Origin of the sequence: Qipengyuania sp. JC766 (genome assembly GCF_040717445.1) — a bacterium.
Classification (GTDB): domain Bacteria; phylum Pseudomonadota; class Alphaproteobacteria; order Sphingomonadales; family Sphingomonadaceae; genus JC766.
This window is the reverse complement of the sequence record NZ_JBFEFL010000001.1, coordinates 1,771,025-1,794,376: the sequence shown is the minus strand read 5'-3', so window position 1 is coordinate 1,794,376 and position 23,352 is coordinate 1,771,025. Positions and strand designations below refer to the sequence as shown.

Annotated in this window: 18 protein-coding genes and 1 pseudogene; 4 read left to right on the top strand and 15 right to left on the bottom strand. The window is 60.8% G+C overall.

Annotation, left to right across the window (positions count from 1 at the left end; genetic code table 11):
• On the bottom strand, nt 1-1,533 hold the full coding sequence (locus tag AB1K63_RS08600; RefSeq protein WP_366959693.1) for a DNA cytosine methyltransferase: 1,533 nt from the start codon (nt 1,531-1,533) through the stop codon (nt 1-3).
• Nucleotides 1,534-1,603: 70 nt separating this feature from the next.
• On the opposite strand from AB1K63_RS08600, the gene AB1K63_RS08595 reads away from it, so the two are divergent.
• The gene (locus tag AB1K63_RS08595; protein WP_366959692.1) at nt 1,604-2,056 is read left to right on the top strand and encodes a very short patch repair endonuclease; all 453 of its coding nucleotides are present in this window, start codon (nt 1,604-1,606) and stop codon (nt 2,054-2,056) included.
• Nucleotides 2,057-2,157: 101 nt separating this feature from the next.
• On the opposite strand, the gene AB1K63_RS08590 is transcribed toward AB1K63_RS08595, so the two are convergent.
• The 7 genes and pseudogenes from AB1K63_RS08590 to AB1K63_RS08560 form a co-directional block, all read right to left on the bottom strand.
• Nucleotides 2,158-3,264, bottom strand: coding sequence for a response regulator (locus tag AB1K63_RS08590; RefSeq protein ID WP_366959690.1), 1,107 nt, complete (start codon nt 3,262-3,264; stop codon nt 2,158-2,160).
• Nucleotides 3,261-5,393 carry a sensor histidine kinase gene (locus AB1K63_RS08585; RefSeq protein WP_366959689.1) on the bottom strand — a complete coding sequence of 711 codons (2,133 nt, stop codon included), beginning with the start codon at nt 5,391-5,393 and terminating at the stop codon, nt 3,261-3,263. Before AB1K63_RS08585 ends, AB1K63_RS08590 begins: the two co-directional genes overlap by 4 nt.
• Before the next feature lie 261 nt (nt 5,394-5,654).
• Complete coding sequence (gene mobF, locus AB1K63_RS08580) at nt 5,655-8,402, bottom strand: MobF family relaxase (RefSeq protein WP_366959688.1); 2,748 nt, start codon at nt 8,400-8,402, stop codon at nt 5,655-5,657.
• Nucleotides 8,402-9,823 (bottom strand): annotated as a pseudogene (locus tag AB1K63_RS08575) (type IV secretion system DNA-binding domain-containing protein). Before AB1K63_RS08575 ends, mobF begins: the two are co-directional and overlap by 1 nt.
• Before the next feature lie 395 nt (nt 9,824-10,218).
• A complete protein-coding gene (locus tag AB1K63_RS08570; RefSeq protein ID WP_366959687.1) occupies nt 10,219-10,590 on the bottom strand; it encodes a hypothetical protein in 372 nt (123 codons plus the stop codon).
• A 204-nt stretch (nt 10,591-10,794) separates the two neighbouring features.
• Nucleotides 10,795-11,310 carry a hypothetical protein gene (locus AB1K63_RS08565; RefSeq protein WP_366959686.1) on the bottom strand — a complete coding sequence of 172 codons (516 nt, stop codon included), beginning with the start codon at nt 11,308-11,310 and terminating at the stop codon, nt 10,795-10,797.
• A gap of 42 nt (nt 11,311-11,352) precedes the next feature.
• Nucleotides 11,353-11,544 (bottom strand): AlpA family transcriptional regulator, encoded by a 192-nt coding sequence (locus AB1K63_RS08560; RefSeq protein ID WP_079640299.1) that lies wholly within the window; start codon nt 11,542-11,544, stop codon nt 11,353-11,355.
• Nucleotides 11,545-11,936: 392 nt separating this feature from the next.
• Between AB1K63_RS08560 and AB1K63_RS08555 the strand changes: the two genes are divergently transcribed.
• Complete coding sequence (locus tag AB1K63_RS08555) at nt 11,937-12,476, top strand: hypothetical protein (protein WP_366959685.1); 540 nt, start codon at nt 11,937-11,939, stop codon at nt 12,474-12,476.
• A 26-nt stretch (nt 12,477-12,502) separates the two neighbouring features.
• Here the strand turns inward: AB1K63_RS08555 and AB1K63_RS08550 are convergent, their stop codons facing one another.
• Nucleotides 12,503-12,793, bottom strand: coding sequence for a hypothetical protein (locus AB1K63_RS08550; RefSeq protein ID WP_366959684.1), 291 nt, complete (start codon nt 12,791-12,793; stop codon nt 12,503-12,505).
• 120 nt (nt 12,794-12,913) lie between these two features.
• Here AB1K63_RS08550 and AB1K63_RS08545 point away from each other — a divergent pair, with 120 nt between their 5' ends.
• The gene (locus tag AB1K63_RS08545) at nt 12,914-13,894 is read left to right on the top strand and encodes a GSU2403 family nucleotidyltransferase fold protein (RefSeq protein ID WP_366959683.1); all 981 of its coding nucleotides are present in this window, start codon (nt 12,914-12,916) and stop codon (nt 13,892-13,894) included.
• Between the two features lie 270 nt (nt 13,895-14,164).
• Here AB1K63_RS08545 and AB1K63_RS08540 read toward each other — a convergent pair whose 3' ends face one another.
• Nucleotides 14,165-15,754, bottom strand: coding sequence for an acyl-CoA dehydrogenase family protein (locus AB1K63_RS08540; protein WP_366959682.1), 1,590 nt, complete (start codon nt 15,752-15,754; stop codon nt 14,165-14,167).
• 88 nt (nt 15,755-15,842) lie between these two features.
• On the opposite strand from AB1K63_RS08540, the gene AB1K63_RS08535 reads away from it, so the two are divergent.
• Nucleotides 15,843-16,331 (top strand): flavin reductase family protein, encoded by a 489-nt coding sequence (locus AB1K63_RS08535; RefSeq protein ID WP_366959681.1) that lies wholly within the window; start codon nt 15,843-15,845, stop codon nt 16,329-16,331.
• Nucleotides 16,332-16,368: 37 nt separating this feature from the next.
• Here AB1K63_RS08535 and xylA read toward each other — a convergent pair whose 3' ends face one another.
• From xylA to AB1K63_RS08510, 5 genes are all read right to left on the bottom strand, one after another.
• The gene (xylA, locus tag AB1K63_RS08530) at nt 16,369-17,688 is read right to left on the bottom strand and encodes a xylose isomerase (RefSeq protein ID WP_366959680.1); all 1,320 of its coding nucleotides are present in this window, start codon (nt 17,686-17,688) and stop codon (nt 16,369-16,371) included.
• The gene (gene xylB / locus AB1K63_RS08525; RefSeq protein ID WP_366959679.1) at nt 17,678-19,141 is read right to left on the bottom strand and encodes a xylulokinase; all 1,464 of its coding nucleotides are present in this window, start codon (nt 19,139-19,141) and stop codon (nt 17,678-17,680) included. Before xylB ends, xylA begins: the two co-directional genes overlap by 11 nt.
• Nucleotides 19,141-20,253, bottom strand: coding sequence for a glycoside hydrolase family 43 protein (locus tag AB1K63_RS08520; RefSeq protein WP_366959678.1), 1,113 nt, complete (start codon nt 20,251-20,253; stop codon nt 19,141-19,143). The genes xylB and AB1K63_RS08520 overlap by 1 nt, the downstream gene beginning before the upstream one ends.
• Nucleotides 20,254-20,364: 111 nt before the next feature.
• The gene (locus AB1K63_RS08515; RefSeq protein WP_366959677.1) at nt 20,365-21,864 is read right to left on the bottom strand and encodes an MFS transporter; all 1,500 of its coding nucleotides are present in this window, start codon (nt 21,862-21,864) and stop codon (nt 20,365-20,367) included.
• A 113-nt stretch (nt 21,865-21,977) separates the two neighbouring features.
• On the bottom strand, nt 21,978-23,018 hold the full coding sequence (locus AB1K63_RS08510) for a LacI family DNA-binding transcriptional regulator (RefSeq protein ID WP_366959676.1): 1,041 nt from the start codon (nt 23,016-23,018) through the stop codon (nt 21,978-21,980).
• Between the last annotated feature and the right edge of the window lie 334 nt (nt 23,019-23,352).

The window sequence follows — 23,352 nt, the reverse complement described above, 5'->3', positions numbered from 1 at the left end:
TCAGTTTGCGTCCGCCATTCGGAGAATTTCGAACAGCAACTCCCCAATCTGCTTGGCCAGCAGTGGCGGAACGGCGTTGCCGACCTGCACATATTGCTGAGTGCGATTGCCCTCGAAGAAGTAGTTGTCGGGGAAGGTCTGAAGACGAGCAGCCTCGCGCACAGTCAGACTGCGGCATTGCTTCGGATCGGGATGGATGAAGTAGTGTCCATCTTTCGAAATGTGGCTGGTCACTGTCGTTGAAGGGCTGCTCCAAGTCTGAACACGGAACCTGTCGGCGAATTTGCCTGAGTTCCAGTTTCGATGGTTCGGGGCCAGGTCCTTGGGAAACTCGTCTGCTTTGGGAGAACGATCAAACACTTCGGCGAAGGTCGCTGCAAAGGCGTACCGCGCCAAGTCACCCTGCATGTGGCCGCGACTTTCATGATTGGGCAATGCGAGCAACCTGTCGTCAGCCAGCCATGCAGCGAGGAAGTTATCAGCGAGCGGAGTGACCACAGTGCTGGACCTTGGTGGCAGGTCGGTCACCGCTCCAATCTCGCGAGAATATCCGGCAAGCCGCTGCGCAACCTCGGCAAGCCACCCTCCATCGCGGCGACATGCTGCTGCGGCATCCTTGAAGGCACGAACGACGGCTTGTCGCCATGCCTCCGGGCTGTCGGCCGTTTTGCTCAGCCCGCTTCTAAGGTTTGGCATTCCAGTCAACACGCTGGCAACTGACCGGCGCGTAGGTCGCGAGGTCAGAGATGGTGACATTTCGAAGTCTATTCCTGTTCGGGCGAAAACATCGGCCCTGATGCCCATGAGGATCACGCGATGGCGGGCCTGCGGCACCCCGAAATCTTCCGCACGGATCACATGTCGCACATGGCCAGAACGCTGATCAGCGACCAGCGGAAGAAGAATGTAACTTTCCGGCGCTCCTCCAGCAGCTTTCAGATCTTCGACGATCCGGTCGATCATGCTCTCGCCTGATACCTTTGCCGAGAGCATGCCTTTCACATTCTCCATGACGAATGCGACGGGCTCCAGTCGCTGCAGGATGCGTATGTACTCGCGATAGAGAAAGTGGCGGTGGTCTGCTTCTGGAACGTAGTCCTGAATGCCGCGATTTCGGGCGCGGCCAACCAGCGAGTAGGCTTGACATGGCGGGCCACCGATCAGGACTGTTCCCGTCGCGGCCTCTGCGGATATCTCGTCGAGCATCGGGTCCAGCGAGGCTGTTGCCTCCTCGGTGCCGAGTTCGAGCATCGCCGTTTCGTCACATGCGGCCTGCCATTCCCTCGGATGGGCGGCGACCAATTGGTCTTTCGATATCTTCCCGCTGATGTACGCGTAGTATGTTTCGGGAGTATTTTCGAACTGACGGAAGAATGAACGCAAACGAAGTGTGGCGAAGGCGGATGGTTCCTTCTCCACTGACAGTGCGATCCGGTATGGACGCCTTCCCTCTTCGTCCTTGATCGCCGCAAACCCCTCGGCAAGGCCACCCGGTCCGGCGAAAAGGTCGACAGTCTTGAATGCTTGGCTCATCTACTCGAAAATCCGATATTACATGAGCCTATTACCAGGCTGACTCCAGGAAGCCAGGGGGTGAATTGCGTTGGCTGACATTGTGGATGCCAAGACCCGCTCGCGAATGATGTCGGGCATTCGCGGCAAGAACACAAAGCCCGAGCGGCTGTTGAGACGGGAGTTGCATTCCGCCGGGCTGCGATACCGCCTTCATGACGCGAAGCTTCCGGGCAAACCGGACCTCGTCTTCGCGAAGTATCATGCCGCTGTCTTCGTGCATGGGTGCTTCTGGCATCGGCATGAGAATTGTCGATTTGCGACCACTCCAGCGACGCGTCCGGAATTCTGGGAGTCGAAATTCACCGCGAACGTCCAGCGAGATGCCAAAAGCATGGCGGCGCTCTTGGACATGGGATGGCGAGTAGCCGTTGTTTGGGAGTGTGCCTTGAAGAATCAGTCTGTCGAATTGGTCGGAAAGTCCGTGCATGAGTGGCTACTAACTTCTGAGCAGGCCGTGCTCGAAATTCCCACTCGGCCTTAAGTCCGTACCGATCTATTACCTGCTTCATTCAGGGCAAGCTCAATCCACGCTAGAAAATACTGCATTTCGTAAGGTGGGGAGATTGTATCTTTCCGTACAGCCTATTGTCCGTTTTGAGGAAATGCCTTGGCATTTAGATTAGGCTGGCCAACCCTACTCATATAAGCGCCAAATCTCTGAATGAGATTGCTTATGAAAGGTGCGGTCACGCTCCCAATGCGGTTTCCTAGAGCCTTCTCGATCTCTGCCATTGAAAGGGTTCGCAGATGGCTGAATTCGACAGTCACAGGTAAATGTTCGTCAGGCAACGGCGGAAGATAATGGACCGCCTGTTCCGGTTGGTTGAACAGTTTCCTGATCCGGTCCCACCCTTTCTCTCGCCTACCGGCATCAGCATGAGCGCACTTTTCAAGGACGGCCACCCAATCTGCCGGAAGGCTCCTGCTGCAATGCGCGAGCAAGACATTCTCAACTTTCCCTGCGTTCGCGAGATCGCATGGAGGGGTCAGGATAACCCAGAGTTCGTCATCTTGGGTGAGGATATCGCCAGTCGAAGCGCGATCAGCGTAGAGGGGAGGGCAAATCCAGGCCTCCAGAGGGTGCCAAAGATCGTCATCTTTACCGCTACCGGCGCCCATGACCTCGCCAAGATGCCAGACATACTGTCGCGCGAGAACTGGCGTCAAATCCTTGCCTTCGGCCATTGACACGTATGACTTCCACGCTGGCCAGATGCGGTCTGCAAACAGCCCTGCAGAGACCTCGCGAATTCTCGCTCGCGCCAATGACATCGCTTCGAGCATTGGCCAAAGAGTTCCGAACCACGAAACCGCATTGGCGAAACCATCTCCGTCACCCTTGTCGACGATCTTTACTGTCGAAGAGTTTGCAAGGTCCGGATCGACCTCGTCCGGTTTACCCGAGATAATTGCGACGGGAATCCCGAATTCGTGCAGGCCGACTTGAGCTAGCTCGTTCCCTAAGGGCCGCTCCGTGCGGCCTGGACCGGGAGACGGCAAGCGTAGATCAAAGAGGGCACCATCAAACCTGGTTCGGCCAAGCGCAGCAATACCTTCTTCAAAGCTTTCAGCTAGATCAAACGTGAACTCTTTTTCTGGGTTGGCCTCGTTCCATTCTCGGACAGCGTCCCTGAACAGCACTCGCTGGGTCTCGACATCATCAACGTAGAGGAGGTGTCGAGCCTTCATGCGCTTGCTTCCTTGTAGCGGGGAAATCGAATCTCAAACCTTGCTCCGCCGTCAAACTCAGGGTGGAACATCAACTTGCCTCCAGACCTCGCAAGCGATTCCTGCGCAATATTAAGGCCTAAGCCGGTTCCATCATCTTTTAATGTGAAGCGGATATCGAATATACTCTCGGCAAACTCCTCCGGGACGCCTGGCCCATTGTCTTCGACGAAGATGGAGACCTCGTCAGCACTACGCGCCTCGACAAAGGCTCGAACCTTGGGGTTACTCGTCTGCGAATCTTGGAGCCAGAAGACCGAATTGGAGAACAGATTCAGGAGAGCGGTGGCCAAGTCCTCCTTATGTCCCATCAGTTTTCCAATGCCATTCATTCTTTCAATATCGAAGCCCACGTTGTGCGTTTCGAAATATCTGGCCGTGTCATCTAATACGGCAAATGGAGAGAATGGCTCAGCGGCGGTTCTTCGCCCACCAGCGAGGGGGCGGAGGCTTGCAAATAGGGATCGCAGCCTCTCTCCGCTTTCTGACATGAGCCTCAGTCGATCGGGAAATTCCTCTCGAGCCTCATCCGACTTGGGTCCATTTATTAAAACATACTTCCAGAATGTGACTAGCTTGCTAGCGGACACTGAAAGAAACGTCGCTTCGGGTGCGCCCTCATGTAAAATCTCTCCGACTATGAGGCCGAGAGATGACTTCGCCTCAAGAACCCGCTGCCTGTCCTTCAAATCCTCGATCTGCTGCTGAAGTTTTGCGGTCTCCTCGCCTATCGCTTTCTCGGCGGACTCCCTTTTCGATGGCGGAAGATCCGCGATGATTTTCCGCACCCCCTTCAGCTGCGAGAGAGAATCGAGTTGTTCGAATGCTGATTTCTTCTGCCTCGACAGGCGTGCACTAGATCGGAATGCCTGGCGGCGAGGCTCAACTACCGCCGACAGCAATCTTGTTATCAGGCGGCGAAGGCGACGAAACGCCGCGTTTTCTTCGAATCCTTCCCTACTGCTCTTCTCGACAAGCCGCGAGCCAGCTTGAGATTCGACCGTCACATACCCGGCAATCTGATTGTGACCGATTCTGAGTGATGGGTCTTGTACGCGGCGAGAATCTAAGGATAGCCAGTCATTTTCGAGGTTGCCGTATGGCCTGACACGAAATCCATCGCGATAGATCGCGACGCCAGCACTCTCGTCAAGGAAGGCACGAGCTTTTGCGGTCGTAATGTCACCGAGCCCGGCCCGCCGCATAGTATCCTTGATAACGTCCGCTTCGCGGTCGAATATCGAAAAATGGACTTCAACTCGACCGCAAGAACGCTCTCCGTCCTCTAGTGGAACTGTCAGTTCAACTGGAAGTGCTCCCTTTCCCGCCCTTTTTATTTCCATTTTCCCATGGAATTCACCGGCCTCGTCGAAATACCCTTCGACCAAGTAGTCACTGCTGGCCAACAGAGGTAGAGCTGAAATCTCAACACCCTTTGGGCTATCAGCACCTTGATCTGATCCCACTCCTCCAGACAAAAGTGCTGATCCATCGAAGCCACAACTTGGACCGGTGCATTCGGAAAGGTCGAGGATGATCCTGAAGGGGTTGTCGATGTTTCGTGTTTGAATAGGAGAGATTAATCGGCGCAACTCGACTATCAGACGCTCCATTTTTTCTTTGGACCAAGCCTCCCTAAGACCGATTATCTCGATCTTTGTTCCTGTTGGAGCGGTGGTTTGTTCTTCAGAAAAATCAATTGAAACGTCAGAGAGGTATCGGTCATCCTCAAACCAAGCCCAGTCGAGTTGCGGGATTGCAGATCTGGTGCGCTGACCTTCCTGTTCGCTAATTGATGTAAGGGCCATCGTGGCGCCAAGCTTGGCCGCTGCAAATCGCCCGATCCCTTTCGAGCCGAGCATGATTCGCCCTTTGCGTGATTTGCGGCCCGACTGTTTGGAGGAAGTTGCGGGTTCCATCCATTTCTCGACGACGTCTTTGGCCGACATGCCATGGCCATCGTCTTCGACGATGATACTTCCAAAGGTCGCGGCCAAAGGCGGCACGAAACGTATGCGGACGTAGCTGGCGTCTGCGTCGTAGGAATTCTTGACCAATTCAATAACTGCGGCTTCCGGGCCACTGATCAACTGATCTCCAATGGTCCGGATTATCCGTGCTCTTGGCCGGAATACGAGTTTGTTGCTTCCAGAACTGCTCAAAGTGTGCCTCCCCAAGAGCAACTCTTTGACATCATTATCACGATCCGCAAGTCAAGTTGGAACGGTCGCATCACTCGCGGTCTCCGAAGTCGTCCATCATCTATCCAGGCGTTCCAGCATTTGCGCCAGCGCTGTATGTCGGCAATGCCCCCCACCGGAGGTGGCGGGAACCAGATCTCACCAATAGGACTATCCTAGCCCTATTCCTATGGAGTTGGACTTGCTGGCTTCAATAGCAGTCGCGGTCATAGCCGTCTGCTTCTCGCCCGCGCGCTCATAGATCGCGCGAACGAGCCGGTCCTTATCATCGGTTACCACCACCGCCTCGGCTTTGGCGCGCGAAAGCGCCACATAGAGCATCTTCTGGTCGACCAGATTGGTGGAGCGGCTATCGGCGTGGATCAGGACGCGCTCGGCGGTCTGGCCTTGGGCCGCATGGGCTGTCTGGACATACGCGTGGCGCAAATGGGCGTCGCGCGGATTGGAAATATCGAGCTTCTGCTCACGTCCGGTCGCCAGCTTCAGAGTCGCCTGCCCTTGCTCAGGATCGATGCGGGTGACGGTGCCGCCAAGCCCATTGACCCTTCCAGCCTCGCGGTCGTTGCGAGTGAACTGCACGCGGTCGCCGGTGCGGAGTTCGATTGGCTTCGGCTCGAACACTTCGGCTCTACTCGCGCCCCACTGCCGGGGATGCCAGTCCAGCGATCGGCCATCGCGGCCTTCGAGGGCAATGCGCCCGCGCTCGGGATCGACAGCGGCAATCGCAAAGCTCTCGCCCCGACGCACACCCTTTGCCGCAAAGTCGCGGCTGAACCGGATGACATCGCCGATGGCATAGCTGGCCGCCTCGCGCGCTTCGGCGCGGGTGAGACCTTTCGCCTCAAGCGCATCGAACTGCACGGCCTTCACCGACAGCTCGCCGCGCTCGGTCAGATTCGCGCGTATCATGCCGGTGAGCCGGTCGCGGCCTTCGCGCGATGGTTCGATTACCAGCGTCCGGGCACGCTCTGCCGGTGACATGGCCAGATAATGCCGGGCCATCGCTCCAAGGCGCTCATCAGGCGTCGCGCCCTCGATCACTTCGCCGCCACCACGTTCAAGCGCGGCCAGGGCCTTGCCTGCATGGCCCTCGATTGAGGCCATGACGGCTTCGCGGGTGTTGGCATTGGTCTGCCGGACCACCTCGGCAAGCTTAGCGGTCGCCATGCCTGTCTGCTGCAACTGGGCGAATGCCGCGCCCGCACCGACCGATCCCAGCTGCTTCACGTCGCCCACCAGTACGAGCCTTGCTCCAGCCTTGTCGGCGCGGGCCAAGAGTTTCGCCATGTCGTGGGCCGAGAGCATCGAGGCTTCATCGACGATCCACACTGCGTCTTTGCCTGCTGCCTTCGCCTCGGGCGCGAGCATATGCCGCGCCACGGTATCACCGCGCATACCGAGCGCTTCGCCGAGCACGGTCGCCGCCGATGCAGTCGGCGCAAGGGCGGTCACGGCGAGCCCGTGCCGCCGGGCCTCGCGCGCATAGGTTGCGAGCACGGTGGTGGTCTTGGCTGTCCCGGCATAGCCCTGAACGGCGGCGACACGATCCCGCGAGGTGAGCAAATCTGCGGTTGCGCGCTTCTGGTCATCGGTCCAGGCGTAGCCGGATCGCGCTGACTGCCGCGCCGCGCGCTCGATGGTTCGTGCCGCCGCCACCGGAGTGGTAAGCGATTGCGCCATGCCGCGCCCGGTCTCTTCGAGGCGCATCATGGTGCGCTCGGTCGCAATAGTCTGCGGCGTCGTGAACCCGGCAAATTCCGCTCCGCGCCGGTCAAGGAAAGTGCGCGGAACAAGCTCGCCTCGCTCTCCGGCCTCGGCAATCGCTGCGCTGATAGCTTGGTGCCCGGCCTTGCCAAAAGCAAAGTCCCCGGCTTCTCGCGCTAGCGTGCTGGCCGAGAATACAGCTTCTCGCTCGGATAGCTTGGCAGCGGCCCAGGCCACTGCCTGTCGTGCCAGCAATTCCGGGCTGGCGGTAGCTTCGCTGGCTTTAACTCGCTCTCTCGCTTCACCAATCAGCCTGTCGCGCGCCGCCTTGTCGAAGCCATTGGCATCGCCAGTCGCCCGCCAGTCGGCCCGCAATCTGCGATGATCCGCACTGGTCTTGGCCTCGCGCGTATCGAGCGCAGCAATCTGCTTTTCAGCAGCGCTCGCCTCCGCGCGGCTCGTGCCGCGCTCGGCAAGCCGGGCATCGATTGCGGCGGTGCGCTGGCTCAGCGCATCGATGGCCTTTTCCGGAACACCTGCGATCTCGAAGAGCGAGTCCTTGCCCGCTTCGATCTTGTATCCCAGCGCGGCAACGCCGTGCGCCAGTTCCTGCCGGTAGATCGCGCCGATCTCCTTCTGGAGCTGGTAGAAAGCACGTGGCTCGAGACTGCGCCAGTTGCCGTCCTTGTCCTGCGTCGCGTTGAGGATAACGCCGTGGGTGTGAAGCTGCGGGTCCTGCGCCCTGCTCGTGGCATGGCGGAAGGTGGCGATAGCGAGATTGCCGGTCGCTTCGCGCCGGACCTCGCCGCCCTCTCTGATGCGCGTTGCCGCCATATGCTTCTCGACATGGGCCAGCGCCACTTTCACCGCTGCGCCATGCGCCTTGATCAGCCGCTTGTCTCCGGCAACCTCGGCCATGATCGAGACCGACTTTGGCGCGGACAGGGTGATGTCCCAGCCTGGCCGGTGCTCGACCTTGCCATCGCGCGTCGTGCCGAGTTGCTGCCCGGCAACGTGGCCTTCGAGCAATTCGGCAAACTTTTCGCGATCGACCTCGCCTGCCAGGCCGAGCTTCTCAGCTGCCTCACCAAACCATTCGGACGGAGCCATTCCGCCTTCGGCATAGTAATCATCGGCTTCGTAGTAGCTCGCGGCTTGACCGGCACTCGACAGCGCCGAGACCGATGCGACCATCAGACGGGTCCCGGCTTCACGTCGGGCTCTACACCCTTCGCGATCTCGCTGACCCGGCTCCACAGCGTGCCTGCCGGATCGCCTGGAACGTAAGCGGGCTGACGCGGTTCGCCGCGCCGGGTGATGTGATCGGCGGTGAGACCAATGCGCGCGACCGGCAGGCCATCAGGGAGCAGCAGATAGCCCCGATGCGGGCTGAGCCTCAGTTCGCTTTCGAGCACGGCGGGGCGGAATTGCCGCTGGGTCGCGATGGTAGTGCGCGGCACTTCGCTGCCAATCGAGAGCGTATCGGTGGCGACACGCAATTCCACCTCACACTGTCCGATTGTCTCGCTCGCCCATTTGCGGGTTTCCTGATCGACGGTTTGCAAGAACAGCTTGGTGTTGCAGCAGGCGAGCATGGCCTCGGCGATGTTCGCTCCGTAACGATTGCGCATCTGGCCGAGCGCCTGGAAGGTGAGCACGATCGCTGCGCCAAACTTGCGACCTTCTGGCAAAAGCCGCGCAAGATTCTCGACGCGAGGCAGGTCGGCCAGCTCGTCGAGCACAAACCAGATGCGGCGGTCTGGCGAGGGCGCCAGGCCCAGCACGGCGCTCGCCGCACATTCGAGCCAGCAAGCCATGAGCGGCTTGGACGCTTCGAAATAGTCCTCCTTGCGGGGGACGAAGATCCAGGGCTTGGCACCCTCGCACTCGTCCAGCTTTGCGATAAATTCGCGGAAGGCGAACCGGTCCTCTCCCTCATCTTCGACCTTCAGGAACTGGATCAGGTTCGCCGCCTTGGCGAGCATGAACAGCACGCTGCCTGTAGCGCGGTCGGCGTCGTTGGCAAAGGTGCGGGCCGACGACGTGTGCCCCAGTCACTCCTTCAACTGCTCCTTGTCCTTGACCTGCAAGGCTTCGAGCAGGGCTTCGAGGCTGCAGTTCTTTTCCGACCAGAGCGAGCGGATCATGTTGGCGACAAGAATGCGGCTGGTTTCAAGCCAGACATCGTCATCCTGGCTGCTGGTTTCCGAGACCAGCTGGCGCGCTATCCGGTCTGCATCGGCGGGATGTGATATCTCGTCGAATGGAGTCCAGAAGGCGCAGCGCGCATCGAAGGGATTGAGGATGATGTCCCCGCGCGCGGGGTCGTAATAGTGCGCGATGAACTCGCCCGATGTGTCATAGACCAGCGCCGCTTCGCCGCGCCTTTCGATACCGTCGAGCATCTGGCGCAAGGCAGTGGTTTTGCCGCTGCCGGTGGTGCCGAGAAAGGCGAAGTGACGGGTCTCGATCCGGCGCGGAATTGGGACCGGACCGATGCGCACAGAGTCCCTGCTGCAGAGCAAAGTGGTCTGTGCGGCGACATCTTCTTCATCCGCCACCCGGGTGCCGCCGATGACCCGGTCGGCGAGCGTATCCTTGCCCTGTTCAGACATGACGCGCTGGAGCACCCAGACCGTGAACAGGCCTATCACAAAGCCTGTGATTGCACCGCCAGCGATAACTTTAACGACTTGCCAGAAGGTATCCGTGAAGAGCGGTTCAGAGGCGAACCAGGCGGCGGAAACGGTCCATCGCTTGCCTTCCATCGCTATGTTCATCTTGATGTCGCTGTCCCCAAGGGAACCGAGCAGGGTCAGCACGTTGGCCCACGCATACTGCACCGCTGTCGTCATCGCGGGGCCGTGCAGCAGAAACTGGGGTGCAATGATTGCTCCGGTCGCGGCTGCACCAAGCGTGATCGTGGAAAAGAAGCGAAAACGCTGCTGCCAGTGCGCCATACGTACGCGCCAGAGGGCATGGGCGCGGGTGACAAAATCCATGTTCGAATTCATCGCTCGATCTCCAGGGCAAGCGAACGCTGGCGCTCGAACGCGGCGCGCGCTTCGGCTGCAATTGTTTCGTCGGATTTCTTCGTGCCCAGCGCGGCATGGCGGGCGTAAGCGTAGGCCGCACAGGCGGTGAACAGGGTGCGGTCGAGCACCCGTTCGGCTTCGGCGAGGCGCTCCGATATCGCCCCGATCTCGCTCGCCAGTTCGGCGAGATCGGTCTCCTTGTCGGTGCCGTGGAGCATGGCGAGAAAACCAGCTTCCACGACCCGCGCCAGCATGGCGTAGTCGCTCAGCCCTCTGCGCCTGGCGAAGTCAGCCAGCACCCGGTATTGCGACGGACTGAGGCGCACCGTCTGCGCACGCGCGCTCATTGGTCCGCTCCGGTGGCGATGCTATCCGCCATCGCGAAGAATGGCGGAATTGCGTGGGTCCGCGATCTGCTGCGCGGGCGAGATGCTATCCGCATCCCTTCAAGCCCGCAGAAATCCTTAATGCACACGTGCGTGGGGTGTGTATGAAAACTTCGGGTCCGATACGCAGTATCGTGGCCCCTTGCTTCTCCAGTCTTTCTCCGGTCAATCGGCATGGGCATCTTGCTCCATGCTTGCCGTTGGAGGCGTCGCAGACAGGATCAGATTACGGGCGACATCGTCGTCAAAGTAGCGATCGCGGGATTGGCGAGAAGGCAACTGACGGTCCGCCATATCGGGGCGCGTGAACCAGCGAAGCAGGGTCAGGTCGATCGCTGATCGAACTTCGTCTGCGATCACGTTGGTCTCTTCTGGCGTGAGATCCAGCCACCCGAATTCGGTGCGAAGTTGACTGCCAAGGGGATACCCGGTTCCGTCTCGGCTCCTGTAAATCGGCCCCTCGACAGTGAGGCAACAATCTTGTCCCTCAAACCGCTCGCGGACCGGGCGTTCGTACCAGAGCCAAGGCTGCAATGTGTGTCGACGGGCGCGCCCGTCGACATTGTCTTCAACGAGCAATTCGATGAGCTGGGCCGCGCGCTCTTCTTCGTCGCTCGGAAGGTGAGCGATCAGCCAGCCATGCTTCTGCAGGGCCGCGTTTATAAGGGAAAGGATGGACATGGGGGAGATGCTTTCTGCGGGCCATTGCCCGCCTTGGAGGGGTCAATAGCTGCGCAGGGGGAGGGCCTCGATCCACTCTTCGATGTCAGTGGAACGCCAGCGGATACGTCCGCCGCCAATGTCGATGGGATGAGGGAAGGCTCCCCGGCGGATGCGTCGCCAGATCGTTGTCCGGCTGCGAATGCCGGTCAGGCGCATGACCTCATGGCAGGTGAGTAATTCGATATTCGACATGACAGATTCCTTTGCTTCAAGGTTCTGTCACCGTTGCCGCTTGTCCCCTCGCGACGATGGGTTGCTTTCAGTTTGCCGTTAAGGATCGTGCAATCAGAGTTCCAACTCAGCGCCACCCTTGGCTTAGGTGACGCTGGCCAAGCTATGCGAATCGCAATGCTGCAGGAAAGAACAAAAAGAGAACTAATGCCGTTCCGCAATGGCGGATGGACGGTGTTGGATCGCTATGGACAGTCCGGGACTGAAAGAATTTTTCTCGCCAGCGCCCGTTCCGGCGCAATGCAGGTCCGAATCCACGGTTCTGGTGCAGCGGAAGACCGGTTTTCGCCCGAATCGCAGCTAGAGCCGATATCACAAGCAAACGCGCTTTCGCTTTGCACGTTGATGCGGACATGCAAAGAAAACGCGGAAATCTTTACACGTTAGCGGATTTGCGGATGCAGCAACTTGGGCCGGACAATGCCATCTGGGATGATGACGAATGGATCAGCTGGGACGAGATCAACGAGCAAATCCAGTACAAGGAATGGCGCGCAAAATATCCCAATGCCGATTTGTCGCTGGTCTCGATATTCGAGGACCTGATCTGCACCGCAGAGCAGTATCACATGCACACGGGCAAGCACCTGCAGGTGTATGGCGATATCGGAGAACTCTACGGAGCGATCACGCACGGCATCAAGCTGCACCGCAACTACGCTCAAGGATCTGACGGAAGGCTCGGCAACGATCTGGTCGAGGTCAAGACAATCACGCCATTCAAGAGCAATGACCGGGTTACGCTGAACCTCAAACGGAACTTCAGCATGGTGTTTCTGGTCAAGATAACTTCCGACTTCGAGGTGCGCGGGAAGCTCATTCCACGCAAGGCCTTGCCCCGTGTGAAGGGTGACAAGCTGGTTCTTGAATGGGCTGATGTTGGGGCCGGGTGAACCCCGAATTCAGCTGTCCCCAGTCTTCAAGATGCCAGAGGCAACGGATACCCCGCCATGTCCGCAAATTGGCGGGCGACTGCTTTCACCTTGGCCTCATCGACATTCATTTCTGCGATGAAGGCTGACTGGACTGCCGGTGCGATCTCTGAGAAGAAAGCGAAAGCAGCGGCATTATGTGCCTGCGCGCTCGAAGGGTCTGCGATAAGCGCTGCGAGCTGCTGAGCGGATTGCCTGGTCCGATAGGGACCGTTCACCGTTGCCAACACCTGTGCAGTCAGTTTGCCCATCGCGGCTCTCACCGAAAGAGTTCCCATCAGGGAAGATGCATCCGGTTGGACCGTCAAGGCAAGGATGGGCTCAGGGGAATGTGATGCCAAAAGGGTATTTATCCCGCGTTTATTGAAAATTGGATATTTGTGGGATAAATCGTAGCGATGGCTGCGATCCAACCTTTCTCTGCTGAACAGGAACGCGCGCTCATCAACATGCGCCAGCGCTATGACGCGTGGATCGAGGCCGAGCGCGAACTCTATGCGATGCCATACGACCTGAGGCGCAAGAAGGTCGGCGATTACGAGTATCTCTATGAGATCTTCGATCGCAGCGGGAACGGGAAAAGTCTCGGTGCCTGGGACGACGAAAAGGAAGTCCAGTTTGAGGATTACAAGGCTGCAAAAGCTTCCTTGAAGGAGCGCCGCGACGGCGCACGGGATGCTCTTAATGAGAGCAGCCGGATTGCTCGCGCACTGCGCTTGCCGATGCTGTCTGCGGACGCCGGACCCATTCTCCGTGAGGCAGACAGACGGTCGCTTCTCGGTAGCCACCTGCTTGTCGTCGGCACCAACGCAATGGCAGCCTATGCCATCGAAGCTGCTGGCACGTTCCGCGATGTGCCCGATGAAACCGAAGACTTCGATCTCGCCTGGACGGCTGACGAACCGGAAGACGGAACGCAGCTTTGGGACATGCTCAAGGCGGTTGATCCGACTTTCACGATCAATACCGAGCGGGAATTCCAAGCGCGCAACGCGAAGGCTTATGAGGTCGAATTGCTGGTCGCGCCATCGCGGGTTGCGACGCTTGCCGGGAAGGATCGGCCAAGACCAGTTCCGCTACCCGAGCAGGAATGGCTCTTGCCGGGGCGGCGGGTAGACCAGGTCATCCCGTGCCGAGATGGCAGCCCGGCGCGTATTGTCGCACCTGACCCCCGCTGGTTCGCACTCCACAAACTCTGGTTGGGTGCTCAGGCAAAGCGGAACCCGCTTAAGCGGCGCAAGGACACGGTGCAGGGTGAGGCGCTGCTCGACGCGGTTGCCGACGCGATGCCTCATTATTCATTGGGCCACGAGTTTGTGAACAGTCTGCCTAATGAGCTAGTGCCCTATTGGGAGGAGTGGGCGAAGGCGCGCGGATAGCTCCTGAATTCAGTCACTCGGTTGGGGCAAAATGGCTGGTTATTCCCGTCAATCTGCGATAAAGACCGGGCATTGAAATCATTGAGTTTTTTCGAGGATGGGACCCAAATCCTCTGGTAAAAATGCATTCTGGGGGCACCGACGGGGGCCTCACGTAAGCAACCAAGGTCAAGATTCTCGCAGTTTTGCGACATTCTGAGAGCGGTTCGAGTCCTCTTCTGGCACCAGTTCATTAGATTGCAGCAGTGCGGGACAGGGTTCTCAAGCCCATCATCGGGTCAGGAGCCCCTTGGCGATGACCTGGGCCTGGATCTCCGCGGCGCCTTCGAAGATGCTGAGGATCCGGGCGTCTACCAGGATGCGGCTAATCTCGAATTCCAAGGCGTAGCCGTTGCCGCCATGGATTTGCAGGGCCGCGTCGGCATTGGTCCAGGCGGTGCGGGCGGCCAGCAATTTTGCCATGCCGGCTTCGATGTCGCAGCGTCGGCCGGAATCCTTCTCGCGGGCTGCGGCATAGGTCAGTTCGCGCGCCAGGACGAAATCCACCAGGCCCGATGCCAGCTTGTCTGACACTCGCGGGAATTCGATAATGGCGCGGCCGAACTGCTTCCGGTCCTTCGCGTAGGCGAGGCCGAGTTCCAGGGCACGTCTGGCGACGCCCACCGCGCGCGCGGCGGTCTGGATGCGCGCGCCTTCGAAGGTACGCATCAATTGCTTGAAGCCTTGCCCTTCTTCGCCGCCAAGAAGCGCGTCGGAAGGTGCGGCCATTCCATCGAAGGAGAGGGAATATTCGCGCATTCCGCGATAGCCGAGCACCCCGATCTCGCTGCCATCCAGCCCCTTGTCCGGAAAAGGCTCCGCGTCCGCACCGCGTGACTTGGGGACGAGCAACATGGACAGTCCGGCATAGCCTGTTTGCTCCGGCTTCGTCCGGACAAGCAGCGTCATCAGGTCCGAGCGGCTGGCATGTGTGATCCAGGTCTTGCTTCCGTCGATCCGCCAGCCGTTAGCCGTCCGCCGGGCGCGCGTCGTGAGGGAACCGAGATCGCTGCCGGTATCGGGCTCCGTAAAGACCGCGGTCGGCAGGATTTCTCCGCTGGCGATGCGCGGCAGCCAATGGGCCTTCTGCTCCTCCGTCCCGCCCGACGCGATCAGTTCGCCGGCGATTTCGGACCGGGTTCCCAGCGATCCCGCACCGATCCAGCCGCGGGACAGTTCCTCGGTCACGACGCACATGACCATTTTCGAAAGGCCGAGCCCGCCGAAACGTTCGGGAATGCAGACGCCAAAGGTCCCCAGTTCCGCCATTGCCGCGACGGTTTCGTCGGGCACCAATTCGTTGGCGAGATGCCAGCGCTGCGCATTGGAAAGGATGCGCCTCTCGGTAAACCGCCGGTACTGTTCGCGCATGGCGTCCAAGTCTTGGTCGAGCGCCTCGGCAGGCCATCGGCCATCTGCCAGGAGCGCGCCGATCTCCCGACGCAATGTCGTCCTGTCGGTGCAAAGGAATGCCTTGGCAGTCTGGTCGACCCGGTCGGCTGCCCCGGTCAGCCCGAGATCGGACGGCCTGACGATCTCTCCGGGTCCCATGGGAATGCCGCCGATCAATTGGCCGAGGGTTTCTGCAAAAGCGAGTTCGTGCACCATGACATCGACCGGACGACCCGGGCCGGCAGCCAGCCAGGCGTGGACCGCCTCAAGGGCGGCGATCGACGTAGCTATCCAGGCGAAACCGTGAGCGGCGCGCTGCTCCTGATCCATCGACCTTTCGGCGAGACGTTCGGCGACTGCCATACGCGCCGCCTCGCGATATTCTTGCGCAGCATCCAGAAGCCGGTCGAAATCGATGGGGTCCGCCATCCGGTCACGGGTAAACGAATGACGGTCGCGCCGCCAATATGGAATTGCCGCCTTGCCCTCGTTCGTCCGCGCCATTAGCGCGGGGTACATGTTCGATCAGACGGCCTTCCGCAACGCGCTGGGCACATTCGCCACGGGCGTCACTATCGTCACGGCGCGCGATGGAGGGGGGAAGCCGGTGGGCCTGACGGCGAACAGCTTCAACTCCGTCTCGCTCGATCCGCCGATGGTCCTATGGAGCCTCGCCCTCAGCAGCGGCAATCTGGAAGCCTTCCGGAACGCCAAGAACTGGGCCGTGCACATCCTCGCCGTCACGCAGGAGGACATGTCGAACAGGTTCGCACGAGGGGGAGCGGACAAGTTCGCCGGCATGGACCTAGACGACGGGCCCGAAGGGGCGCCCCTCATTCGCGGTTGCGCGGCGCGTTTCGGCTGCCGGGCCCGCTTCGAATACGAAGGCGGCGACCACGCGATCTTCCTCGGCGAAGTCGTCGATTTCGAGCAGACGGATGCCGACCCGCTGATCTTCCACGGCGGGCGCTACGGCCGGCTGGAAAACCGGCCGAACCCGGACTGACCCGGATTTCGGGCCGTCCGGCGCACCGGATCGTTTCTCACATGTGACGATTGACCAAGTTTTCGAGCCGTTCCTGGCGACCCGAGCGGTGCCTGGGTCTCAGGTCCCTGTCGATGGCAAGGTCGGCAATATCGGACAGGCTCGTCGTGCTTTCGTGTATGGTGCGTCCCAGTTCGCCGTGCCATCCCGCGTAACGGGAGGTCCGGAATTCGTTGATGCGCCCGTCCTCGATGATCCTCTCCGCATTCAGCAAGGCGCGGGCGAGGACGTCCACCCCTCCGATATGGCCATGCAGCAGGTCCTCCGCGTCCACCGACTGGCGCCGGACCTTCGCATCGAAATTGAAACCGCCGGTCTTGAACCCGCCGGCGCGGATGATCTCGATCATGGCGAGAGTCATTTCCTCGACAGAATTCGGGAATTGGTCGGTGTCCCACCCGTTCTGGTGGTCGCCGCGATTGGCGTCGATCGAACCGAAAATGCCGAGCGCTCCGGCCATGGCGATTTCGTGTTCGAAAGTGTGCCCCGACAGCGTGGCGTGGTTCGCCTCGATGTTCACTTGCACCTCGTTTTCCAGCCCGTAGCGCTTGAGGAAGCCATACACCGTTGCCGTATCGAAATCGTACTGGTGCTTGGTCGGCTCGTGCGGTTTGGGCTCGATCAGGATCGCACCCTCGAAGCCGATCTTGTGCTTGTGTTCGACCACGAGGCTGAGGAACCGGCCGAAATTGTCGAGCTCGCGGCCGAGATCGGTATTGAGGAGCGTCTCGTAACCCTCGCGGCCTCCCCACAGGACGTAGTTGCTCCCGCCCAGCCGGTGCGTCGCATCCATCGCGGAGCGGACTTGCAGCGCGGCCCAGGCGTAGACTTCCGGATCGGGGCTGGTCGCGGCACCGGCCGCGTAGCGCGGATCGGAGAACAGGTTCGCCGTTCCCCACAGGAGGCGGCGTCCGGTCGTTTCCTGCAGTTCCTCGAGATGATCGACCGCGGTCGCAAAACGCTGCCGGTAGTCCGCGACATTGTCCGCCGGCTCCATCACGTCGACATCGTGGAAGCAGTAGAATGGCAGGTCGAGCTTGCGGACGAATTCGAGCGCGGTCCTGCGCTTCATCGCAGCGGCTTCGGCGCCAACGTCATGCGACAGCCACGGTCGGTCGAAAGTGCCTCCGCCGAAGACATCCGAACCGGGCCAGCAGAAGGTGTGCCACATGCAGACGGAGAACCGCAGATGTTCCTCCATCGTCTTGCCCATGACCACGCGGTTCTTGTCGTAGTAGCGGTAGGAAAGCTCGCCTGCGTTTTCGCCTTCGTAGGCGATATCGGGGAACTGGGAAAAATAATCGGTTTCAGCGGACATCGATGGTCCCTTTCCTAGGGGTGATACGGGAATAGGCCTGGCGAAAGACCGATTTTGCCGGCGCGAGCCGGTCGACGATCCCCTGATCGGGGTCGATCCGGTGGAAGACCGGTGGCGGGGAGCAGATATCGGCAGGGCTTCCGCCGTCGACACCGATTTGCGCTAGGCGTGCGGCACCCAGGGCGGGCCCGACCTCGCCATCCTTCAGGTAGACCAGCGGCACGTCGCAGGCGGCAGAGATGATTTGCCCCCAGTACTGCGACCGGGCGCCCCCTCCGATCACCGAAAGCTGGTCGATCTCCGACCCTGCATCGCGCAGCGCGTCGAGCCCGTCGGCGAGCGCGAACGCGACACCTTCCAGCACGGCTTGCGAAAGCCGGCCGACGTCGCTGTCATTGTCGAGATTGAGGAATGCTCCGCGGACGCGGGCATCGTTGTGGGGTGTTCGCTCGCCCGAAAGATAGGGCAGGAAAACCTCGGGCCCCGCTCCGGCGCCCGCAGCTTCGGCCTTTGTGAACACGTCGGCGGGTCCGGCCGAACCCGTCAGGCGGGCCACCCAGTCGATGCAGGACGCAGCCGAGAGGTGGACGCTCATCTGGTGCCACATGTCGGGCACACAGTGGCAGAAGGCATGGACCGCGCGGGCCGGATTGGGCCGGAATTCGGAGGTCGCGACGAAAATGACGCCCGAAGTGCCGAGGGAGAGCAGGGCGTCCCCGTCGCCCACGACGCCGATGCCGGCAGCTCCGGCGGCATTGTCGCCCCCGCCCGCCATGACGGGCACGCGCGCCATTCCCCACTGCTGCGCGACATCGGCCCGCAAGATCCCGGTCTGCTCGGGCCCTTCGTTGAGGCGGGGCATGGCGTCCCGGTCCAGACCGGTCGCGGCCAGCACCTTGTCGCTCCAGCTTCGCTTGGAGACGTCCACCCATAGCGTGCCGGCCGAGTCGGAGAGGTCGGTCGCCTTGGCACCCGTCATGACCAGGCGGACATAGTCCTTGGGCAAGAGAACCGTCGCGATACGGTCGAAGACCTCCGGCTCGTGCTTGCGGACCCACAGGAGCTTGGGCGCGGTGAAACCGGGCATCGCAATATTGCCGGTCACGTCGCGGAGATCGGGGACGAGCGCTTCCAGTTCCTCGCACTCGGCTTCCGACCGTCCGTCATTCCACAGGATTGCAGGGCGCAACGGGCGGTCGTCCGATCCGAGGAGGACCGCCCCGTGCATCTGTCCTGCAATACCGATGGCACGGACCTGGCCCCGAATGCCGGAATCGATCGCCTTTACGGCGGAGCAGGTCGCTTCCCACCATGCTTCGGGATCCTGTTCGGACCAGCCCGGCTCCGGCCTCTGCACGCCGAGCGCGGCGGTGCCCTGGGCGGAGACGTTGCCGCCTTCGTCCAGCACGATCGCCTTGACCCCGGACGTACCGATATCGATTCCGAGAAACATCAGGGAAGGAACGGATCGATCGTCGGGATCGTCCCGTCGGCATTGAACTTCAGTTCGGTCATCTTGACGTTGCGCAGGTGGTTTTTCCCGCTCAGCTGCGTGTCGTGGTAGAACAGCCACCACCGGCCGTCCCACTCCGAAATCGAATGATGCGAGGTCCAGCCCTGCACAGGCTCGAGGATGTGGCCCTTGTAGGTGAACGGCCCGTAGGGCGTGTCGCCGATCGCGTAGTTCACGAAATGCGTGTCGCCGGTCGAGTAGGTGAAATAGTACTTGCCCTCACGCTTGAAGACCCACGCCGCCTCGAAGAAACGGCGGTCGTGGTCCCCGCCCAGGATCGGATCACCCGCTTCATCGACAATCACCGCGTCGCGCACGGGCTCGGCAAAGGTCTTCATGTCGGCGCTCATCCGCACGACCTTGGCGGGAATGGCGGGCTGGTCGTCCTGCATCAGGTCGGTGTCGGACCCGTTCGGATCGTAGACGCCGTCCTTCCAGCGCTGCAATTGCCCGCCCCAGATGCCGCCGAAATACATGTAGCTGGTGCCGTCATCGTCCGTGAACACGGCCGGGTCGATCGAGAAGCTTCCCGGAATGTAGTTCGGCTCCGGCGTGAAAGGCCCCATAGGGTCCGACGACGTGGCGACACCGATACGGAATGCGCCGAGCCCGTTCCGGTCCTTCGACCGGTCGCGGGCCGGGAAATAGAGGTAGTAGGTCCCGTTCTTGTACGCCGCGTCGGGCGCCCACATCTGCTGCGAGGCCCAGGGAACGTCGTCGACATCAAGCGCCACCGGACCGATCGTGACGGGGCCGCCCGGCTCGTCCATGCGCAGGATACGGTAATCGCGCATCGCGTACTGGTTGCCGAGATCGTCGTCCTCGATGCCGGCATCGATATCGTGGCTGGCGTAGATGTAGAGCGTGTTCCCAAAGACGTGAGCCGAGGGATCGGCCGTGAGAATCTCGGTTACGAGCGGCTGCGCGAGATAGCGCCGGCCATCCGGCGACAGGGCTTCGCTGTCCGCGGACGCCGTCCGAACAGCGTCCTGGCCGGCACATCCGGCAAACAGAATGGCAGTCGCCGCAGCCGACACAAAACCCAATCGCATCCTCGTTCTCCTCTTTCGCTTCTATCGAGCTTCGGAGTGATGATAGCGCTACCAATCGCATTCGCAAACCGTTTGGGGCCAGTTTTTCCTGCAGCACCTTAAGTTCGGCGGTCAGCCGGCGGCGTTGCGTACGCGGAGCATGAAGAGCCCGGCGAATGCCCAGGCCGCGGCTGCGAACAGCATCGTCCAGATCGGTTCGCCCGGGAAAAAGGCATTCATCACCGATCCCATCAGCGTGGCGACCAGCAGCTGCGGGACCACGATGAATATGTTGAACAGGCCCATGTAGATGCCGAGCTTCTTCTGCGGCAGGTTAGAAGCGAGGATGGCATAGGGCATGGCCAGGATCGATGCCCAAGCGATCCCCTTCAGGACTTCGCATACGATCAGCAGGTTCGGATCGCGAAGGACGAAAAAGCCCAGGAATCCCAGCGCACCGGTCATTAGGCAAGCAAGGTGGGTGTAGGCCTTGCCGATCCGTCTGGACAGGAATGGCAGCAGGAAGAGGGCGGCAACGGCAGCTACCGCGTTCTGCACGGTGTAGATCAGGTTCCACCAGTTCGCGCCCTCATTGTAGGCGGCCGTGGCCGGGTCTGCGCTGCCGTAGAAATATTGCGAGACGATGGGGCCAGAATAGATCCACATGATGAAAAGCGCCGACCAGCTGAAGAACTGGACGACTGCCAACCGCTTCATGACATCCGGCATTCCGGAGAAATCGCCGACGATCGTCGAAAGCATGTTCGCCGACCGTCCTTGGCGCGCCTGCGAAATCGCGAATGCGCTCAATAGGCCGTAGGACGCAAGAAGCGCGCCGAGCAGGTAGATTTCCTTCTCTAGATCGAATGGGGCGACGACCAGCAGTACGCCTGCACCAAGCGCCGCCCAGACCGCGGCGGTGCCGTAAGTTTTCGCCGACAATGCGCGCACGGTTTCTTCGGTTGCCACGTCCGCCTCGGCATCGAAGGCCGCCATTTCCTCCGGCGAATATTCACGCGTGCTCGCCACGGTCCAGCCAATGGCGAGGAACAGGGCGACGCCGCCCGCCCAGAAGCTCCAGCGGACGGTGTCCGGAATTTCGCCGGGCGGTGCGACGTTGCTGACACCCAGCTGTTCGAGAAACCAGGGAAAGATCGCCGCCGTGACCGCACCTGCGCCGATAAAGGCGGTTTGCACGGCGTAGCCGACGGCATGCTGCGAACGGTCGAGCATATCCCCGACGAAGGCGCGAAAGGGCTCCATCGAGATATTCAGCGACGCGTCCAGGACCCAGAGCAGGGCTGCGGCGAAAACGAGCGGCGCTGCAAAAGCAGGTGCGAGCGGCATCAGGAAAAGCGACAGGGCCGCGAATATCGCGCCGGTAAGGAAGTAGGGTCTCCGACGCCCGAGACGGTTCCAGGTCCTGTCCGACAGGTAGCCGATGATCGGCTGGACGATCAGGCCGGTCAGAGGTGCCGCGACCCAGAGGGCCGGCAGATCGTCGAGAGAAGCGCCGACGGTCTGGAATATCCGGCTCATGTTGGAATTCTGCAGGACGAAGCCGATCTGGATCCCGAAGAATCCGAAGCTTATGTTCCACAGGCCCCCGAAGCCCTGACGCGGCTTTTCCATCGCTGTTCACCCTCCCGATTGCAGGGGCGGGCTTCAGCCTGCCTCTCTCCATCGCGCTTGCTGGCACGGCGGGAGGAAGACGCCAAGACGCATACGAATGTAGTGCCTGCGGTTCAGGTGGCGGGCGCGGTGCTTGCGCGTTCGATCAGCTCGGTCGGAAGCCGGGGATCGGGCGGTTCCCGCCCCTCGATATGGGCGAGAAGCGTTTCCACCAGCCTGCGGCCTGCACCCTTCGTATCCTGCATGATCGTGGTCAGTGGCGGCGTGGTCAGGCCAGCGGCCGGGATGTTGTCGAACCCCATGATCGCGATGTCTTCGGGGATCCGGAGGCCGGCTTCGGAAAGGGCGCGCATCGCGCCAATGGCGATCAGGTCGCTCGCGGCAAAGACGCCGTCGAACGGAACTTCCATCGCTATCAGTGCCTTGGCCGCGGCATATCCGGCCTGCTCGGTCGTGATGGCATCGTGCTGCAGCCGCGGATCGGGATCGATGCCTGCGCCCCGCAGTGCATCGCAGAACCCGCGGTAGCGATGCGCGAATTCGGGATAATGATCGTCCGCGTGACCGAGAAAGGCGATCCTGCGCCTGCCGCGAGCGAGGAGGTGTTCGCCCGCCAGCCTGCCGGCTCCCAGATTGTCCGAACCGATGGTCGAGCCGCTATCGTCGCTGCTTACGGAGCCCCACCTGGCGAAATGCGTGCCCTGGTCGCGCAGTTGCTCCAGCCGTTGCTGGTACTGCTGGTAGTCGCCGTAACCGAGCAGGATGAGGCCGTCAGCGCGGTGGCTGTCCTGGTACTGCACGTGCCAGTTATCTTCCATCGCCTGGAAGGAAATCAGGAGGTCGAGACCCCGGTTGGCGCAGGCCCGCGTGATCGATCCCAGCATGGCCAGGAAGAACGGGTTGATCATGCTTTCGTCGGGCGTCGGGTCTTCGAAGAAAAGGAGCGCGATCGTGTTGGAACGCTGCGAGCGCAGCGACGAGGCGTTCTTGTCGACCGCGTAATTCAGTTCGCGCGCAATCCGCTCGATCTTCTCCCGAGTCTGGGCGCTCACTGCCTTGTCGCCGCGCAAGGCGCGGCTGACTGTCGGTTGCGACACGCCCGCGAGATACGCGATATCGAAGCTGGTAGGCCTGCCTGTTGGCGCGCGACCCAATATGCTCTCCCGGAATATGGCGATCGTCTCGCTCTTTGGCCGGACTGTACTGGCCCTGTCATTTGTTGGCAATTGATGGCGCGGGATGAACCCTGCCAGGCTGGCCCCGGCGCATGTCCTGTCATGCTGGGCGGAGACGGCCGGAAGCCGGCAAAATTGGACCTATAAGGCTCTGGAAATTAACGCTTTTCGACGTCTGGCCTACCCGGCCGCCGGCAAACGTATACGTATGCTGACTATCCGCGATCCGCCCGTCGGCCTTATCAATTGTGCAGGGCAGGAGAGACGCACCGCACAAAAGCGCTCCCGGGTCCGATGGGATGGAAGGGTTCGA

Coding starts and splice junctions, on each gene's coding strand:
- AB1K63_RS08600 (WP_366959693.1), bottom strand. CDS start 1,533: ATGAGCCAAGCATTCAAGACTGTCGACCTTTTCGCCGGACCGGGTGGC.
- xylB (WP_366959679.1), bottom strand. CDS start 19,141: ATGTTTCTCGGAATCGATATCGGTACGTCCGGGGTCAAGGCGATCGTG.
- AB1K63_RS08560 (WP_079640299.1), bottom strand. CDS start 11,544: ATGTCGAATATCGAATTACTCACCTGCCATGAGGTCATGCGCCTGACC.
- AB1K63_RS08535 (WP_366959681.1), top strand. CDS start 15,843: ATGTTCGATCAGACGGCCTTCCGCAACGCGCTGGGCACATTCGCCACG.
- mobF (WP_366959688.1), bottom strand. CDS start 8,402: ATGGTCGCATCGGTCTCGGCGCTGTCGAGTGCCGGTCAAGCCGCGAGC.
- AB1K63_RS08540 (WP_366959682.1), bottom strand. CDS start 15,754: ATGGCGGACCCCATCGATTTCGACCGGCTTCTGGATGCTGCGCAAGAA.
- AB1K63_RS08520 (WP_366959678.1), bottom strand. CDS start 20,253: ATGCGATTGGGTTTTGTGTCGGCTGCGGCGACTGCCATTCTGTTTGCC.
- AB1K63_RS08555 (WP_366959685.1), top strand. CDS start 11,937: ATGCAAAGAAAACGCGGAAATCTTTACACGTTAGCGGATTTGCGGATG.
- AB1K63_RS08515 (WP_366959677.1), bottom strand. CDS start 21,864: ATGGAAAAGCCGCGTCAGGGCTTCGGGGGCCTGTGGAACATAAGCTTC.
- xylA (WP_366959680.1), bottom strand. CDS start 17,688: ATGTCCGCTGAAACCGATTATTTTTCCCAGTTCCCCGATATCGCCTAC.
- AB1K63_RS08570 (WP_366959687.1), bottom strand. CDS start 10,590: ATGAGCGCGCGTGCGCAGACGGTGCGCCTCAGTCCGTCGCAATACCGG.
- AB1K63_RS08565 (WP_366959686.1), bottom strand. CDS start 11,310: ATGTCCATCCTTTCCCTTATAAACGCGGCCCTGCAGAAGCATGGCTGG.
- AB1K63_RS08550 (WP_366959684.1), bottom strand. CDS start 12,793: ATGGGAACTCTTTCGGTGAGAGCCGCGATGGGCAAACTGACTGCACAG.
- AB1K63_RS08590 (WP_366959690.1), bottom strand. CDS start 3,264: ATGAAGGCTCGACACCTCCTCTACGTTGATGATGTCGAGACCCAGCGA.
- AB1K63_RS08545 (WP_366959683.1), top strand. CDS start 12,914: ATGGCTGCGATCCAACCTTTCTCTGCTGAACAGGAACGCGCGCTCATC.